The sequence below is a fragment of the Arcobacter rhizosphaerae genome, from assembly GCF_049472155.1.
Taxonomy (GTDB): domain Bacteria; phylum Campylobacterota; class Campylobacteria; order Campylobacterales; family Arcobacteraceae; genus Arcobacter_B.
The window spans coordinates 66,386-84,212 of sequence record NZ_JBMOVW010000004.1 but is presented as its reverse complement, the minus strand read 5'-3'; the positions used below and the strand labels follow the sequence as shown (position 1 = coordinate 84,212).

17 protein-coding genes are annotated in these 17,827 nt (G+C 25.0%); 15 read left to right on the top strand and 2 right to left on the bottom strand.

Annotated elements, in window-relative coordinates; all coding sequences use genetic code 11:
- Positions 1-51 precede the first annotated feature (51 nt).
- From rd to ppk2 (ACH5BH_RS07920), 4 genes are read left to right on the top strand one after another with little or no spacing between them, the layout of a single operon-like run.
- Positions 52-216, top strand: a complete 165-nt coding sequence (gene rd / locus ACH5BH_RS07935; RefSeq protein WP_423297994.1) for a rubredoxin — start codon at positions 52-54, stop codon at positions 214-216.
- On the top strand, positions 206-1,345 hold the full coding sequence (gene nspC / locus ACH5BH_RS07930; RefSeq protein ID WP_423297993.1) for a carboxynorspermidine decarboxylase: 1,140 nt from the start codon (positions 206-208) through the stop codon (positions 1,343-1,345). The genes rd and nspC overlap by 11 nt, the downstream gene beginning before the upstream one ends.
- 17 nt (positions 1,346-1,362) lie before the next feature.
- Positions 1,363-2,289: a polyphosphate kinase 2 gene (ppk2, locus tag ACH5BH_RS07925; protein WP_404305434.1), complete on the top strand. Its 927-nt coding sequence runs from the start codon at positions 1,363-1,365 to the stop codon at positions 2,287-2,289.
- Entirely contained in the window at positions 2,290-3,411 is a 1,122-nt protein-coding gene (gene ppk2, locus ACH5BH_RS07920; protein ID WP_404305432.1) for a polyphosphate kinase 2, read from the top strand.
- A gap of 24 nt (positions 3,412-3,435) precedes the next feature.
- Here ppk2 (ACH5BH_RS07920) and ACH5BH_RS07915 read toward each other — a convergent pair whose 3' ends face one another.
- Positions 3,436-5,085, bottom strand: a complete 1,650-nt coding sequence (locus tag ACH5BH_RS07915) for a VWA domain-containing protein (protein WP_423297992.1) — start codon at positions 5,083-5,085, stop codon at positions 3,436-3,438.
- A gap of 90 nt (positions 5,086-5,175) precedes the next feature.
- On the opposite strand from ACH5BH_RS07915, the gene tig reads away from it, so the two are divergent.
- From tig to def, 3 genes are read left to right on the top strand one after another with little or no spacing between them, the layout of a single operon-like run.
- Entirely contained in the window at positions 5,176-6,477 is a 1,302-nt protein-coding gene (tig, locus tag ACH5BH_RS07910) for a trigger factor (protein ID WP_404305428.1), read from the top strand.
- A gap of 17 nt (positions 6,478-6,494) precedes the next feature.
- Entirely contained in the window at positions 6,495-7,079 is a 585-nt protein-coding gene (clpP, locus tag ACH5BH_RS07905; RefSeq protein WP_404305426.1) for an ATP-dependent Clp endopeptidase proteolytic subunit ClpP, read from the top strand.
- A gap of 11 nt (positions 7,080-7,090) precedes the next feature.
- Positions 7,091-7,612 carry a peptide deformylase gene (gene def / locus ACH5BH_RS07900; protein WP_423297991.1) on the top strand — a complete coding sequence of 174 codons (522 nt, stop codon included), beginning with the start codon at positions 7,091-7,093 and terminating at the stop codon, positions 7,610-7,612.
- Between the two features lie 26 nt (positions 7,613-7,638).
- Here def and ACH5BH_RS07895 read toward each other — a convergent pair whose 3' ends face one another.
- Entirely contained in the window at positions 7,639-8,007 is a 369-nt protein-coding gene (locus ACH5BH_RS07895; protein ID WP_423297990.1) for a hypothetical protein, read from the bottom strand.
- Between the two features lie 140 nt (positions 8,008-8,147).
- Here ACH5BH_RS07895 and ACH5BH_RS07890 point away from each other — a divergent pair, with 140 nt between their 5' ends.
- The 8 genes from ACH5BH_RS07890 (at position 8,148) to ACH5BH_RS07855 (ending at position 17,819) form a co-directional block, all read left to right on the top strand.
- The gene (locus tag ACH5BH_RS07890) at positions 8,148-9,653 is read left to right on the top strand and encodes a YifB family Mg chelatase-like AAA ATPase (protein WP_423297989.1); all 1,506 of its coding nucleotides are present in this window, start codon (positions 8,148-8,150) and stop codon (positions 9,651-9,653) included.
- A 53-nt stretch (positions 9,654-9,706) separates the two neighbouring features.
- Complete coding sequence (locus ACH5BH_RS07885; protein ID WP_423297988.1) at positions 9,707-10,882, top strand: ABC transporter substrate-binding protein; 1,176 nt, start codon at positions 9,707-9,709, stop codon at positions 10,880-10,882.
- A gap of 1 nt (position 10,883) precedes the next feature.
- Complete coding sequence (locus ACH5BH_RS07880) at positions 10,884-12,752, top strand: HD domain-containing phosphohydrolase (RefSeq protein ID WP_423297987.1); 1,869 nt, start codon at positions 10,884-10,886, stop codon at positions 12,750-12,752.
- Positions 12,753-12,835: 83 nt separating this feature from the next.
- Positions 12,836-13,720, top strand: a complete 885-nt coding sequence (gene era, locus ACH5BH_RS07875) for a GTPase Era (RefSeq protein WP_423297986.1) — start codon at positions 12,836-12,838, stop codon at positions 13,718-13,720.
- 72 nt (positions 13,721-13,792) lie between these two features.
- Positions 13,793-14,668 (top strand): hypothetical protein, encoded by an 876-nt coding sequence (locus ACH5BH_RS07870; RefSeq protein ID WP_423297985.1) that lies wholly within the window; start codon positions 13,793-13,795, stop codon positions 14,666-14,668.
- Positions 14,643-15,281: a hypothetical protein gene (locus ACH5BH_RS07865; RefSeq protein WP_423297984.1), complete on the top strand. Its 639-nt coding sequence runs from the start codon at positions 14,643-14,645 to the stop codon at positions 15,279-15,281. The genes ACH5BH_RS07870 and ACH5BH_RS07865 overlap by 26 nt, the downstream gene beginning before the upstream one ends.
- On the top strand, positions 15,262-16,629 hold the full coding sequence (locus ACH5BH_RS07860; protein WP_423297983.1) for a GspE/PulE family protein: 1,368 nt from the start codon (positions 15,262-15,264) through the stop codon (positions 16,627-16,629). Before ACH5BH_RS07865 ends, ACH5BH_RS07860 begins: the two co-directional genes overlap by 20 nt.
- A complete protein-coding gene (locus ACH5BH_RS07855; protein ID WP_404305407.1) occupies positions 16,626-17,819 on the top strand; it encodes a type II secretion system F family protein in 1,194 nt (397 codons plus the stop codon). The genes ACH5BH_RS07860 and ACH5BH_RS07855 overlap by 4 nt, the downstream gene beginning before the upstream one ends.
- The last annotated feature ends 8 nt before the right edge of the window (positions 17,820-17,827 follow it).

Genomic DNA, 17,827 nt, shown 5'->3' with positions numbered 1-17,827 from the left:
CTATTATTTGAATTAGGGGTATAATAGTTCATACTAAAAAAAGGATATAAAATGCAAAAATATATTTGTACAGTATGTGATTATGTATATGACCCAGCAATTGGTGATCCTGATAGTGGGATCGAATCAGGAACTGCTTTTGAGGATATTCCAGAAGATTGGGAATGTCCTGACTGTGGTGTAGGTAAAGAGGATTTTGAACCACTTGAAGAATAATATTGTTAAAAATGAACAGCTTCCAAGTCCAGCATTTGTTTGTGAGGAAGCACTACTTATAAAAAATTTAGAGACTTTAAAAAGAGTACAAGATGAAGCTGGTGTAAATATACTTTTAGCTCTAAAAGGTTTTGCTCTTTTTAGTACTTTTGATATTTGTAAAAAATATTTAAAAGGTTGTTGTGCATCAGGACTTCATGAAGCAATTTTAGCAAAAGAAGAGTTTGGAGGAGAAGTGCATACTTATTCTCCTGCTTTTAAAGAAGAAGAGTTTGATGAAATTGTATCTTTATCAAATCATGTAGTTTTTAATTCTTTTTCACAACTAAAAAGATTAAAACATAAAGCACTTGGTAAGACTTCTATTGGTCTTAGAGTAAATCCTGAATATTCTTCTGTTGAGGTTGATTTATATAATCCTTGTGCCCCTTTTTCTAGGCTTGGTATTACAAAAGCAAACTTTGAAAAAGATGAACTTGAAGGAGTTGAGGGTTTACATTTTCATGCCTTATGTGAACAAAATGTAGATGTACTTGAGGGTGCTTTAGTAAATTTTGAGAAAAACTTCGGTGAATTTCTTCCTTCTATGAAGTGGGTAAACTTTGGAGGTGGACATCATATAACAAGAGTAGATTATGATGTAAATAGATTGATTGATGTTTTAAAAAGTTTTAAAAAAAGATATCCACATCTTGAAGTATATTTAGAACCAGGTGAGGCAGTTGGTTGGCAAACTGGATACCTAAGTGCAACTGTACTTGATATTGTTGATAATGGTATGAAAGTTGCCATTTTAGACACATCAGCTGAGGCTCACATGCCTGATACTTTAGCTATGCCTTATCGAGCAGATGTAAGAAATAGTGCTTTAGCAAATGAAAAACAATTTACTTATAGACTTGCTGGTAATACTTGTTTAGCTGGGGATATAATTGGGGATTATTCTTTTGATAAAGAGTTAAAAATTGGAGATAAAATCATTTTAGAAGATATGATTCATTATACTATGGTAAAAACTACAACATTTAATGGAATTAAGTTACCAGCAATTGTGTTAAAAAAAGACAATGGGTGTTACCAAGTTGTAAACAATTTTGGATATAATGAATATAAAAGAAGATTATCATAAAATAATAAAGGTATACAATGGGGCAAGAAAGAAATATTATAAATGAAGAGTTTAAAGATCACGAAGAAATAGATACAAAAAATGATATAAAACACGACTTCAAAAATAAAAATAGAAAAAAAGAAGAACTTAAACATAAAGGTAAAAAAGTTCAAATTTGGGTAAAAAAAGAGACTTTAGAATATGAAAGAGAACTTACTTCATTACAAATTGAACTTTTAAAACTTCAAAACCATGTAAAAGAAAAAGGGCTTAAAGTACTTATGATTTTTGAAGGTAGAGATGCTGCTGGTAAGGGTGGTACTATTAAAAGAATCACTGAACATCTAAATCCAAGGGGTGCAAGAGTTGTAGCTCTTGAAAAGCCAAGTGATATTGAAAAAACTCAATGGTATTTTCAAAGATACACTAAGCATCTTCCAAGCGCAGGTGAAATAGTTTTATTTGATAGATCATGGTATAACAGAGGTGGCGTTGAGCCTGTTATGGGGTTTTGTTCTACAGAAGAACACCATGAGTTTTTAAGAGAGGTTCCTGAATTTGAAAAAATGTTAGTTAAATCAGGAATTATTTTAATGAAATTTTATTTTTCTGTTTCGAAAAAAGAACAAGCTAGAAGATTCAAAAAAAGAGAAGTTGATCCATTAAAACAATATAAACTTTCACCTGTAGATAAAGAATCACAAAACTTATGGGATAAATATACAGTAGCTAAGTTTTCAATGTTAATGGCTTCAAATTCAGAACATGCACCATGGTCTGTAATTAGAAGTGATAATAAAAAGAAAGCGAGATTAAATTGTATTAAGCATATTTTATCAAATATTGAATATCCAAATAAAGTACATGAAGTTATTGACAATGTTGATGATGAAGTTCTAATTAGTGGTACAAGAGAAATTGAAATTATGGAACAAGAAAATAAGTTCGCAAAGGCTCAATAGATGAACTTGAGTGATTTTGAAAAAACGAATTATAGTGGTTTATATATTTCAAAAGCTACGCATCCAGTTTTTGGAAAAAAATATATAGCTAGATTTCAATTTGAAAGAAAAAGATATGTAAAAGTTTTAGGTTATACAAAAAAAGATAATCTAACTAAAAAAACAGCACTAGAACTTATGAAAAGTTTTAAAGAATCAATTGTTTCAAAAAAGACAAAGGAAAATACAAAAGAAGTGTCAGTTCAAACAAATACACATATAAATGATGAGTTAGAAAAACTAAAGAAAGAAAACCAAGAACTAATAGATATTTTAGGTGATTACAAAAAAATTCATCCAGAAACATTGGCTTATGGTATTCAAAAGATTTATGATTTAGAAGAGTTAAAAAAGTATCAAATTGAACTTATTAAACTTCAAAACTACCTTGAAAAAGAAAACAAAAGAATGATAATTCTTTTTGAAGGAAGAGACGCTTCAGGAAAAGGTGGTGCTATTAGACGAATCACTAGATATATGAATAATAAGCATTATAGAGTTGTAGCCTTAGGTAAACCGACAGAAACACAAAGAAACCAATGGTTTTTCCAACGATATATTGAACATTTCCCAACAGGCGGAGAAATGGTATTATTTGATAGGTCATGGTATAACAGAGCGATGGTTGAACCTATTTTTGGATTTTGTACAAATGAAGAACATGAGATTTTTATGGAAGATGTTGTAAATTTTGAGCAAGATTTAGTAAGACAAGGAATGATTTTAATTAAGCTTTATTTCTCTGTATCAAAAGAAGAACAAAAAAGAAGATTTGATAGAAGAATCAATGACCCTTTAAGACAATGGAAGTTTTCAGAGGTTGATATGCAAGCTCAAGATTTATGGGATGAGTTCTCAGAAAAAAAATATGAGATGTTACGAAGAACTACTTCAAGATCTGCTCCATGGCATATAGTTAGAAGTGATGATAAACATAAAGCTAGACTTGAAGCTATGAAAGTTATTTTAAATTCTGTTGATTATGATGGAAGAAATTATTCATTAGATTTTGAAGCTGATGAAGAAGTGAATATTTCTGTTCAAAGAGAGTTACTTCAAATGAGAAAATCTAAAAACTACTAGTCTTTAGATTTATTTTAATGTAGATTACCAAGCAGTTTGGGAATCTACATTTTTTTTGCTTTTTACTTTTTGTAAAAATACTTTTGGTTTTTTATCTTCAATCTGTTTTAGCCATTTATCTTCTTCTTTTTTAGAAATGAATTTTTTATTATCTATTTTTGTTTTTTCTTGTTTATTTTTAGTATTTTCTTCTTTATTTTTCTTTTGTTCTTTTTCTTGATTGTTTTTATCTTTATTTTTAGTGTTTTTATTTTTCTTTTTTTCTTCTTTCTTTTGTTTGTTTTTATTCTTTAAAAAGTTTTTAACTGCTTCAAGATTTTCTTTTGTTTTTTTATCATTTTTTATTTTAAGTGCATCTTCATAGCTTTTTATAGCTTCTTCATATTGTTTGTTTTTTACATAAGAGTTTCCTATATTATGTAGTCTATTAAATTCAAAGTCTCTATTTTCACTCTTTATATTTTTATATCTTTTTATAGCTTCTTTATATTTAGCTTGTTTATATAAAGTATTAGCAATATTATATTCTTTTTCATTAGTATTTTTAATTTTAATAAACTCATTATAGGCTTCATCATACTTTTTATTTTGATAGGCTTTCGTAGCTTCTTTAATATGTAAAAAATCAAAAATTTCAGCTTTTAATGTATTAGGATATATAAAAGAAAATAGCACAATTATAAAAAAGCTATTTATGGGTTTACTATTTTTTTTAAAAGAAGGAAAGGATGAAAATGCAATTAATAATAAGAATATACTTAAGCCTAAAGGATAATAAAACAATTCTGTATAAGTTTTTATATTCTTTGATTTAAAATCTTTTTTTGAAAAAGATTTAGTTATTTCATTTTTTATTTGCTTAATATCATTATTATTTAAAGTAAAATTTATATATCCACCATTACTTTGTAATGATAAATTTTTTATATTTTCATTTAGTTTTACTGTAACAACCTGATTATTTTCATTTACTAAATAAGTATTGTTTTTTAACTTTATAGGTGTAGGTTTTGTTGTAGCTGTAGCTATTGTAAATACTTTAATATTATTGTCTTTTGCATAGCTTATCTCTTCTGAAAAATCAATTTTATCTGCTCCATCAGTAAGTAGAATAAGATTTTTATTTTCATAGTTTTTTAAAAGTTTATTACTAGCTTCTAAAGTTACATATAAGTTTGTACCATTATTAAAATCTAAAGTATAATCAAGATTATTTACTAAATACTTTAATGACTCTAAATCTTGTGTAAGTGGTGAAAGTATAAAAGCATTTTTAGCAAAAACAATTACTCCAATTGCAAAATTATTATATTCATTTATAAGATCTATAGCTTTTTTCTTAGCAAAAATAAGTCTATTTGGCATTATATCATTTGCTAACATTGATTTGGAAATATCTATTGCTAGTATTACAGAGTTTATGTTTTGTTTTAAAGAATAATTTTTTTCATTTATTACTGGTCTTGCAAGTGCAATTATCATAAAAATAAGACTTAATAGTAAAATAATATTTCTAACTTTATTTGAAAAATATCGATTGGAAACTGATAGTTTATTTAAAATATTTTTGTCAAAATATAAAGAAAACTTATCACCTTTTTTGATGATTAAAAACAATAAAACAAAGCTTGGAATAAGCATAAAAAAAAGTACATTTATATATAAAAAACTCAAGTAAACTCCTTTAAAAAAGTATTTTATAAAAGCCTTAGTAATTTTTAGATAAAATCTTGGTTTAAATTATAACAATCGGAGTAAATTTACATGGAATTTAACGCACAAAGAGTTGATGACGCAAATGTAGTAATTTCTGCAAAAGTTGAAAAGCAAACTATTGAAACAAACTTAGACAAATTAGCTAAACAAGCTGCTAAAACTATGGATATTCAAGGTTTTAGAAAAGGAAAAGTTCCTGTTTCAGTTGTAAAGCAAAGATATGCTGATAAATTAAGAGAAGATGCAGAAGGTGATGCATTAAGAACTGTTTTAACTGATGGATTAAAGCAATTAGATGTTAAAAATGAAGATATGGTTGGTGAGCCAGCAATTTCTAAATTTGACAAAAATGAAGATGGTTCAATTGATGTTGAAGTTAAAGTAGCAGTAAAACCAAACATTGATTTAGGTGATTATAAAGCATTATTACCAGAAGTTGAGTCTAAAGAAGCTTCAGATGAGCAAGTAACTTCAAGATTACAAGAATTAGCTAATCAGTCTGCTCCATTAGTAAAAATCAAAAGAAAAAGAATGGTTAGAGAAGGTGACCATGCTGTAATCGATTTCGAAGGTTTTGTTGATGGTGTTGCATTTGATGGTGGTAAAGCTGAAAAATATTCTTTAGAAATTGGTTCAGGTTCATTTATCCCAGGATTTGAAGATCAAGTTATTGGTATGAAGTATGAAGAGGAAAAAGATATTGTTGTTACATTCCCAGAAGAGTACCAATCAAAAGAATTAGCTGGTAAAGAAGCTACATTTAAAGTAACTTTACATGAAATTCAAGAAAAAGAAGAAGCTGAGTTAAATGATGAACTAGCTAAAAAATTCTTACCAAATGAAGAAGAAGCAACTTTAGAAACTTTAAAAGAAAAAATTAAAGAGCAAATTACTAATGAAGCAAAAGTAACTTACTATAGAGAAGAGTTAAAACCTGCATATTTAGAAAAATTAGTTGAATCTTTAGACTTCGCTTTACCTGCAACTGTAGTTGAGCAAGAAGTTAACCATGCGTTAAACAACAAAGTTAGAACTATGAGTGAAGATGAAATTAAAGCATTACAAGAAGATGCATCAAAAGTAGAAGAGATGAGAGATGAATTAAAAGAAGATGCTCAAAACTCTGTAAAAGCTACATTTATTGTAGACGCATTAGCAAAAGCTGAAGAAGTTGAAGTATCTGATCAAGAAGTTACTCAAGTTTTATATTATGAAGCAATGCAAATGGGACAAAACCCACAAGAAGTATTAAAACAATACGAAGAAGCAGGATACCTACCAGCTATTAAAATGTCTATGATTGAAGAGAGAGTTATCTCTAAATTATTAGATGAAAAATTAGGTAAATAATTAACTAGGATAGATAAATGAGCTATATACCATACGTAGTTGAGAAAAGTGGAAGAGGTGAGAGAAGTTATGATATTTACTCAAGACTTCTAAAAGATAGAATTATTATGTTAAGTGGTGAAATAAATGACCAAGTAGCTTCTACAGTTGTTGCTCAGCTTTTATTCTTAGAAGCTGAGGATCCAGATAAAGATATCTATCTTTACATCAACTCTCCAGGTGGAGTGATTACTAGTGGTATGTCTATTTATGACACAATGAACTATATCAAACCTGATGTTTGTACTATTTGTATAGGTCAAGCAGCATCTATGGGAGCATTTTTATTATCTTCTGGAGTAAAAGGTAAGAGATATTCTCTTCCTCACTCAAGAATTATGATTCATCAACCATTAGGTGGAGCACAAGGCCAAGCTACTGATATTCAGATTCAAGCAAAAGAGATTCAAAGAATGAAAGATGAATTAAATGCAATGATTGCTGAACAAACAGGTCAAGATATTGAAACTGTTGAAAAAGATACTGATAGAGATAACTTTATGAGTGCAACTGAAGCAAAAGAGTATGGTTTAGTTGATGAAGTTATAGCAAGACATAAATAGAGATTTATATAATGATTAGAGAAGTTATTACTTATCCAAATAAATTACTTCGAACAAAATCTAAAGATGTGGAGAAGTTCGACGATGAACTTCACACACTTTTAGATGATATGTATGATACAATGATTGATCAAAGTGGAGTTGGGCTTGCAGCAATACAAGTTGGAATTCCTTTAAATATACTTATTATTAGTCTACCTGATGAAGATGATCTTCAAGAAAAAGAGGATTTAATTGAGGCTATAAACCCAGTTATTACTCATAAAGATGGAGAACAAGTTTTCACAGAAGGTTGTTTAAGTGTTCCTGGTTTCCATGAAGAAGTAAAAAGAGCACATCATATTATAGTTGAGTATTATGATAGAAATGGTCAAAAACAGACTATGGAAGCCCAAGATTTTCTAGCTGTTGCTTGGCAACATGAAATGGAGCATTTAGAAGGTCATTTGTTTATTGAAAACTTATCATTTTTAAAAAGAAAAAAATTCGAAAAAGAATGGAAAAAAAAGTTAAAAGAAAAAGGTAAAAGTTAATTCTTTTACACTCTTTTTTCTTTTATTTAAAGCTTATTTAAAAGATTGTAAATCATTGTTACAATTAAACCATTTCCTAAAAGCCAAATTCCCCAAAACAAATACTTTTCATAACTTGTAAAAAATAGTTTATTATATCTCAAAGGTATTGTATATACTGCAAGTATTATAAATAATATAATTGCTGTAAAAAATGCTATTTTGTTAACTGCTGAAAATAAAACTATTAAAAATGATGTAAAAGGAACAAATATAGATAATGCAAAATATTTACTGTATTCTTTTCTTTTTTTATTCCCCTCAAAATACTTAACTGTGTGGCCACAGTTTGGGCAAATAGTACCAATTCTTGATAGTATTTGATGTTCACATACAGGACAGTTTATTAAGTCCATAAAAACTACTCCATAATAAAATTTTTCTTATTATACCTATTCAATATAAATCAATGATTTAAAAATTCTAAAATATAAAGAATGTTATATTTATTACTATTTTGTTATAATTTATTTTATTATTTAAAATAGGAAAATATATGAAAATTATAAAATCTGCATCATTGGAAACTATTGATGCAAGTGATATCAATGTTGAAGCAACTTTTACAAAAGGTTTGCCATCTTTTACAATAGTTGGTTTAATATCTACAAGTATTCAAGAATCAAAAGATAGAGTTAAATCAGCACTTTTAACTAATGGTTTTAAATTTCCTCCTTTGAAGATTACTGTAAATCTAGCACCTAGTGAGATAAAAAAAAGAGGTTCACATTTTGATTTAGCTATAGCTCTTCAAATTTGTTTTTATGATAAAAAAGAAATGCTTTTTAATGATTATCATATATTTGGTGAATTGGGTTTAGATGGAGTAATTAAGGATACAAAATCAATTTTTCCTATAGTATTGTCCTTATCAAAACAAAAACTTATAAAAAAGGTACTTGTATGTACTAAAAGTGCTGAAAAAATATCTAAAATACCAGGTATTGAAATATATATAGTTGATAACTTAGAGCAAGCAATAGATTTTTTTACATTAGATACTAAAAAAGAATCATATAAAAATACAAATTTAGAATTTAAATCAATATCTCTTGATGAAAAATATTATTACTGTGATGATTATGAATTAGATTTTGCTGATGTAATAGGACAAGATATGGCAAAATTTGCAGCTTTAGTTAGTGCAGCAGGTAGCCATAACTTACTTATGGAAGGTAGTCCGGGTTGTGGTAAATCTATGATAGCAAAAAGAATTAGATATATCATGCCTCCTATGAAATTAGAAGAAATTTTGGAAAAAGCAAAATTATTAGCTTTAGATTATAAAGAAGTAGATTTTACTCCCTTAAGAAGTTTTAGAAGTCCACATAATAGCAGTACTAAATCTTCCATATTTGGAGGAGGAAGTCAAAATGCTAAAATTGGAGAAGTTGCTTTAAGTAATAGTGGAGTGCTTTTTTTTGATGAGTTACCACATTTTTCTAAATCAATTTTAGAAGCTTTACGTGAGCCTTTAGAAGATAATAAAATATTAATTTCAAGAGTAAATACAAAAGTAGAGTATGAAACAAAATTTACTTTTGTATCTGCTATGAATCCGTGTCCTTGTGGAAACCTTTTATCAAGTATAAAAGAGTGTAGATGTTCAGACCTTGAAATCCAAAGATATAAAAATAGGCTTTCTGAACCTTTTTTAGATAGGATAGATTTATTTGTTACAATGAATGATAATCTAAATGATAATAAAAATACAGTAACTTCAAAAGAGCTTCATAAAAGTGTAATAAAAGTTTTTGAAAAACAAATCTTAAGAGGTCAAAAGAATTTAAATGGAAAACTTAGTGATAAGGATATAAAAAAGTATTGTATTTTGGATAATGAATGTAATGATATTTTAGAAAAAGCAATTCTAAATTTTCAATTATCATATAGAAGTATAAATAAAGTATTAAAAGTAGCACGAACTATAGCCGATTTAAATGAACATGAGAAAATACAGAAAAGTGATTTGTTAAAAAGTTTGAATTTTAGAAAAAGATAATAACTTTAATATATGTATGTTAGAATATTATAATAATATTTAAAAGGCTAGTTATGACTCATATATTTAAGATAATATTTGTTTTTCTTTTTATTTTAAATTTTTTATATTCTAAGGAAATAAAAATTGGCATGACTGCTGATATGACTGGTTCAATTTCATATCTTGGTAAGAATATGAAAAAAGGAATTGAAGCTTATTTAAATATTCATAATAAATACTATTATAAAAAAAACTCAAAAAATAAATATAAATTAATTGTATATGATGATATGTATAATCCAATTTTAGCAAGTAGATATGTTAAAAGATTAATTCATGAAGATAAAGTTTTAGCTATATTAGGTAGTGTTGGAACACCTACAGCTAATGTTATTTTACCTGTAATAAAAAAATATAAAACTCCTTTTGTTGGTGCGTATAGTGGTGGGAATATTTTAAGAAATAGTAAAAATGATTATGTTTTTAATTTTAGAGCTTCTTATACGCAAGAAGCTTATGTTATTACAAAAAAGCTTTTATTGGAAGGTTTAAAACTAAAAGATATAGCAGTTTTTACTCAAAATGATACTTATGGAGATAGTGGATATCATGGTGTTTTAAAAGCTATTATGGAGAATAATAATTTATCTATTTTAGATATAGCACATGAAAGATATACTAAGGGTACTGAAAATATAGAAATAGGATTAAGTAAATTACTTGATTACAATAGAGATTTTAAAGCCATTATAATTGTTGGTGTAAATAAGTCAACTGTAAAATTTATCAAATATGCAAAAGAAGATTTTAAGTTAGCTAAATTTTTTTTACTCTCTCCTATAGATTCAAAAGTTGTTGTAAATGAATTAAGCTCATTTAAAAATGACATATATACAAGTCAAGTCTTACCACCTTTATCTGATTTAAAAAATAAAAAACTAATTGATGAGTTTAAGAGTGCATACATAAAAAAGTTTAATACAGATGATTATAATATTATTTCATTTGAAGGTTATTTAGTAGCAAAATTATTTGTAAATACTCTTGAATTACAGAATAATTTAAATATAAATAAAAAGGAGATATATAAAGCCTTAAAAAATTTACGTAATATGGATATAGGCTTAAATTTTAAATCAGATTTTAATAATAGTGAATCTCAGTATAGTAATAAAGTATGGTTATGTAAAATTGATGAAAATAATAATTTAGTTTCTATTCCTGATACTGATATATTTAGGAAATAATATGTTACGATTTTTTCAAAAGTTAACAAAAGATTTTTCGATTAAGAAGATTGTAATTGGAGGAGTTATTGTAATGGCTATAGTTATTACAATTTTTGCTTTTACAATGGTTTATTTATCTTCTACAATAAAATATGATCAAACAACTTTAAAGAATATTCTTGAATTAGAAAGACAAAACCAAAAAGTACTAACATTAATTAAAAGTATTAATTATTTAGAAAATAGAATAATACTTGTAGATAATCAAAAATCATTAAAGGGGTATGAAGAATTACTTTTAAATATTAATGATGATTTTTTAATTAAAAAAGATGAGGATTATTTATTTGAATATAATGAAGAATTAAAAAAAGTATCAAAAAATATAAATACTTTAGTTTTATTTCAAAAAAAAACATTTGATTCGAAAAATGTAATTTTATTTTTTAAAAACGAAATAAAACAATATAAGTTAAAGATAGATGAATCAATAAAAAATATATCAAATGAGACAGAAGCGTTATATGGAAAAGCATCACTTTACGACAAAAGATATATAAGAAGAAATAAGGAAAATTTAGATTTTAATATAATACGTAAATATCAAAAAATTATGACTCTTTCTAAGGAGTTAGATAGTTCTATATTAAAACTACCTACTTTTCTTTCTTATATTAATAATACAGATAATATTGATATTTTAAGAAGTATAAAAAGAAATAACTTAAATCAATTAATTTCTCTTTTTGAAAGTACTTTAAATAGAATCAATAGCATAAACGATAAAAGATTTAATAAAAATCTGATCAATATAAATAATGAGTTCTACAAAGTTCGAGATTTAATCAACTTATTTGTCATTTCTAAGCAAAGGCATCTTATTGAAGAAAAAGCTTTTGAAAGTCTTATAAAAGAGAGTGAAATTGTAAATTTAGATGTTATTAGTCAAATAAGTAAATTAAATAAGATATCAAATGAAATAAAAACTAATATTTTAAATCATTCAGATAGCATTTCAAAAAGCACAACAGTTATAATTATTATTGTAAGCATTGCTTCATTGTTTTTATTGGTTTTATCAGCTGCAACATTAATTTCAAGAATTAATTTTCCTTTAGAATTTATTATTAAATATATTGAAAAAATTATTAATCATAAAAAAGATTTATCTTCTAAACTACCAATATTTACAAATGATGAATTTGGTAAATTATCTATTTCTTTTAATAGTATGACTTCAACTATTGATGAAAATATTCATGAGATTGAGTCTTTAAATAATGAAATTGAAAGTACTCAAAAAGAAGTTGTTTTTACGATGGGTGCTATAGGTGAGAGTAGATCAAAAGAGACAGGAAATCATGTTAGAAGAGTGGCTGAATATTCTAAGCTTTTAGCATTAAAATATGGTTTAGACAAAAATATAGCAGAACTTTTAAAAGAAGCTTCTCCTATGCATGATATAGGAAAAGTTGGTATTCCAGATGCCATATTAAAAAAGCCTGCAAAGCTAGATAAAGAAGAATGGGAAATTATGAAAACACATGCTCAATTGGGCTATGATATGTTAAAGCACTCACAAAGAGAAATATTAAAAGCTGCTGCAATTGTTGCTCATGAGCATCATGAAAAATGGGATGGTTCAGGATATCCTAGAGGATTGAAGGGAACTGAAATTCATATTTATGGAAGAATAACAGCTGTTGCAGATGTATTTGATGCCTTAGGTAGTGATAGATGTTATAAAAAAGCTTGGAAAATAGAAGATATTAAAAAGTTTTTTATAGAGAATAAAGGTTCTCATTTTGAACCAAAACTTGTTGATTTACTTTTTGAATATTTCGATGAGTTTTTAGCTATAAGAGATAGGTATAAAGACGATTTTTAGGGGTTTACCACTTTGTAAACACTAAGATGATAGAATATACAAAAGTTAAATAAAATAGGGATTAAAACCCAAGGAGAAAATTAATGACAAGATGTGGTTATGTATCTGTAGTAGGAAGACCAAATGCTGGTAAAAGTTCACTTTTAAACTGGTTAGTAGGTGAAAAAATTGCTATGGTATCACATAAAGCTAATGCTACAAGAAGAAGATCAAATATAATAGTAATGCATGAAGATAATCAAATTATATTTGTTGATACACCAGGAATTCATGAAACAGAAAAACTTTTAAATCAATTTATGCTTGATGAAGCACTAAAAGCTATGGGTGATTGTGATTTAATTTTATTTTTAGCTCCTGTTACAGATAAACTTTCACACTATGAGAGTTTTTTAGAAAAAAATAAAAAAAATGTTAAGCATATTCTTTTGTTAACAAAGATTGACAATGTATCAAATGCAGAAGTATTAGAAAAAATGAAAGAGTATGAAAAGTACTCTAGTAAATATGAATCTATTATTCCTGTATCAATTAAAAAACAGACTACTCATAGTGATATTTTAGACGATGTAGTAAAACTTCTTCCTGAACATCCTTATCTTTTTGATCCTGAAATTATGACAACAGAACATTTAAGAGATATTTTTAAAGAGTTTATTAGAGAATCAATATTTGAAAATATATCAGATGAAATTCCTTACGAGACTGATGTTTTAATTGAAAAAGTAGAAGAGAAAGATAACTTAGATGTAATAAAAGCTACGATTATTGTACAAAAAGGTACTCAAAAGGGTATGATTATCGGAAAAGGTGCAACTGCTATTAAAAGAATAGGTAAAGACGCAAGACTTAAAATTGAGAAGCTAACAGGTAGAAAATGTTACTTAGAGCTTTTTGTGTCAATAAAAAAAGGTTGGACAAAAAATAAAAAAGGCTTAAAAGAATTAGGCTATGATATAGATAATTAAAAATATTATCAATTAAGTTCAAATAAAACTTATATTTGTTATAATAACTCATTAAATTATAAATGAGTTATTATGAATTTACTTACACTACAAGATGATTTTAAAACTTTAGATTTTGACTCAAAAGAAAAAATTAAATCAAATAATTTAAAAGACTTTATTTTTACTTCTCTACTGCTTCATGATGAAGAATTTTATGAAAATAAAACTATATATATAAATCCTTTATTTAAATCAAATAAATATCAAGTTTTTTTATGTACTGATGAATTTACTAAGTTTTTCTTTGAAGCTTTTACTTCTTTTTGTACTAGTAAAGAAGAAACTCTAGTTATTTCAAAGAATTTTTTTTGTGTTTATATAGAAAAAAAATTTTATTATTTTAAAGAATTAGAATATGAATTGTCTCCTAATAAAATAGAAGATTTTATTTTTACATATTTGGGAATACGTATAAAAAAGATTGTAAATATAAATCATAACGAACTTGATGAATTATATGGAATATATTCTAATAATAAAAGTAAAACTACTTTAATTAATATAAATAGAAAAACTAATCATAGTTTATTATATTTTATCACTTATTTAATTTCTTTACTATTTTTTGCTTATGGATTTTATTTTTATTCTCAAATTGAACAAGATAAAAATATTCAAAAACAAAAGCAAGCACAGATAATAAAGTTAAATGAGGAAAGAAAAAGAATGTATTTTAAATCCTTTCATAAGGACTTTACTCTTTTTAATGAATATCTTAGAGATAATAATTTGAATTTAATTACTTTTAAATATAAGGGCAAAAATTATACTTTTTCAATAAGTTCAAAGGCAAAAAAACCTATTTTTGATTTTCTTAATACATATAAAAAACAAATTGTTTCAAGTAATTTAAAACTTAATAAACAGGAGTATGTATTTCATGGAAATATTGTCTTCAATAAATAAAAAGTTTATTGATTTATCAGTAAAAGTAAAAATCCAATTATACTTATTATCTTTTTTATGTATAGTCTTATTTTTTATAAACTTGCAAAAAAATGAGTCTTTTACTACTAAAAATCCTACTTTTAAATCTATATATCATCACTCTTCTATTGATTTAATAAATCAAATTGAGAAATATACAAAACAAAATAAAATAAGTATTTCTAGTATTGATTCAAAAGATAAAGTTATAAATATAGTTTTAACTGGAAAAATGAAGAAACTTAATTCTTTTACTAATTTTATTGAATATATAAATTCAAATTCAAAAATCACTTATTTTGAACTATATCAAAAAAAAAAAAATCTGTATGAGTTGAAAATAAGAATAGATTTTAAAACTACTTATTTAAAAAAGTCTAACAATATAAAAATAAAGATGTCAAAAAAGAAAACTCTACCTAAGGTAGAAGGCATAATAGATAATTATGCCTTTTTAGAGAAAAAGTGGAGAAAAGTAGGTGATACTTTTTCTTCTTATAAAATACTGAAAATAGATACTAATAGTGTCACATTAAAAAAAAGTTCAAAAGAGTTTATTATAAAGGTCTATCATGAAAACGATTTTAAATGAAAAATTAAATTATAATCTTCTTGTTTTATATGATATAGAGTATTTAAGAAATAATATTATTTTACCTTTCAAAGATGATGGTTTAACAATTTATTTGTATGTATGCTCTAAGTCTAATCTAAATAATATAGAAGAATTTTTTGCTAATAAAAACTTAAAATTTATAAATGTGAGAAAAGAAGAAATACTATTTTTATTAAATGATATAAATATTAAAAAAGAGTTGTTTTTTCTTGCTACTAAAACAAAAGAAGTTGAAAACTCAAATAGTTCTTTAATGCAAGATTTTGTTAAAAAACTTTTTTCTTTTAGTATTTATAAAGATTCAAGTGATATACATATAGAAAATTGTGATAGTTTAACTTTAATTAGATTTAGAATAGATGGAAAACTAAAAACTTTTCTTGTATTAGATGAATATTTTTTGAAATTAATTTCTTCCTTTTTAAAACTAATTTCAAATTTAGATATTACACAAACTAGATTACCTTTAGATAGTCGATTTTCTTTAGATATAGATGATAAAAAATTTGATTTTAGGCTTTCAACAATGCCTACTTTAAATTCTGAATCAATAGTAATAAGAGTTTTAGATAGTAAAAATATTGATATATCTATAAAAGATATTGGATTTTCTTCTCATGTTTTACTTAATATTCAAAATTCATTAAATTTAGCTCAAGGTTTGATTTTAGTTACAGGGCCTACAGGAAGTGGAAAGACTACTAGTCTTTATTCAATGCTTAATTTTTTAAATTCAAGTGATAAAAAAATTATAACTATTGAAGATCCTATAGAATATAAAATAGACTCTTTAACTCAAGTACAAGTAAATAACAAAGTAGGTTTAAGTTTTGATTTGATTTTAAAAAATATATTAAGACAAGATCCAGATATAATTTTTATAGGAGAAATTAGAGATGAACTATCTCTTAAAATTGCACTTCAAGCTTCTTTAACTGGGCATTTAGTTCTTGCTAGTATTCATGCAAATAGTAGTGTAGAGACTATTACTAGATTATTTGATTTAAAAGCAGATCCTTTTTTAATTTCATCTAGTTTAAAACTTATTCTATCACAAAGACTTGTTTTATCTTATTGTCCAAAGTGTAAAGCAGAAGGCTGTGGTTTTTGTAATTACACAAAGTATAAAGGCAGAACTGTTGTATCTGAATCTTTAAAGATTGATGAAAATTTATCTTCTATGATTTTTAAAAAAGAAAGTATAAATAGTTTTAATAAATATTTAAAACAGATAAATTATAAAACTCTTTTTGATGATGGAGAGTTAAAGGTAAGTCAAAATATTACATCTATGCAAGAACTATTAAAAGTTGTGACAATATGAAAATATATGAAGTGAAATATCAAGAAAAAGACCAAGTTAAAATCAAAATAATCCACACAGAAAATATAAAAAAAGAGCAACTTCCGGAAGATATTTTAAGTATAAAACCTTATGTAGAAAATAAAAAACTTAAATTATTTAAAAGAAAGATTGTAATTTCAAAAGAAATAGTTACATCAATTTTTTTTGAATTAAATATTATGTTACAAGCAAATCTAATGATAAGTAATGCCTTAGAAATACTGTTAGAAAATTATCAAGATGAATCAAGTCAGTCTTTTATTCTTAATTTAAAAAAAACTTTTTTGGGATTAGATAAAAGCTCTAATATTTTTAAAGATTATAAGCTTGATGTATATGTTCTATCTTTTCTTTATTTGTGTCAGAAAAATGGAAATATAAAAGAAAATATTAGTGCTTTATCTTTTTTACTAAAAGAAGAATCAAAAATAAAAAAAGAGTTTTCTAAAGCATTGAGATATCCATTGATTCTATTTTTTTCTTTATTTTTATCTATAAATATAATATTTTATTTTGTTGTTCCTAAATTTAAAACTATTTTTATAAATAACTATGAGTCATTACCTCTTGCTACAAAATTACTTTTTAGTATACATTCTATATATATGAATTATTTTATTTATATAATGTTCTTATTAGTTTTAGTGATTTTTTTATGTGCTTATATATATTATAAAAGCGAACATTTACAGTATATATTTTCAAAATTTATTTTTCAAAAGTTATATATATTTAAAGATTTATACTCTTCAATACAGATGTATAAAGTTTTTTTAGTTATAAATATTATGCTTAACTCACAATATGAATTTATTAATGCACTAAATTCTTCAAAGGCTTTAATAAAAAATAAATACCTTTTAGATAAAATATCGCTCATTGAAAATCTATTAAAAAACGGTAAGAGTATTAATTTATCCTTTAAAAAATCTGGTTTATTTGATTCTTTAGTATTAAATTTAATTAATACAGCAGAAGTTTCAAATTCCATGATATTAATATCTAAAGAAATTAAAGATATTTACAAAAATAGATTTGATGAAAAAATGAAAAAGTTTATATCATATATAGAACCTATATTTTTAATAATCATAGTAAGTTTAATCTTATGGATAATTTTAGCAATTTTTATTCCAATATGGGATATGGGAAATATGATAAAAAACTAAAGGAATAT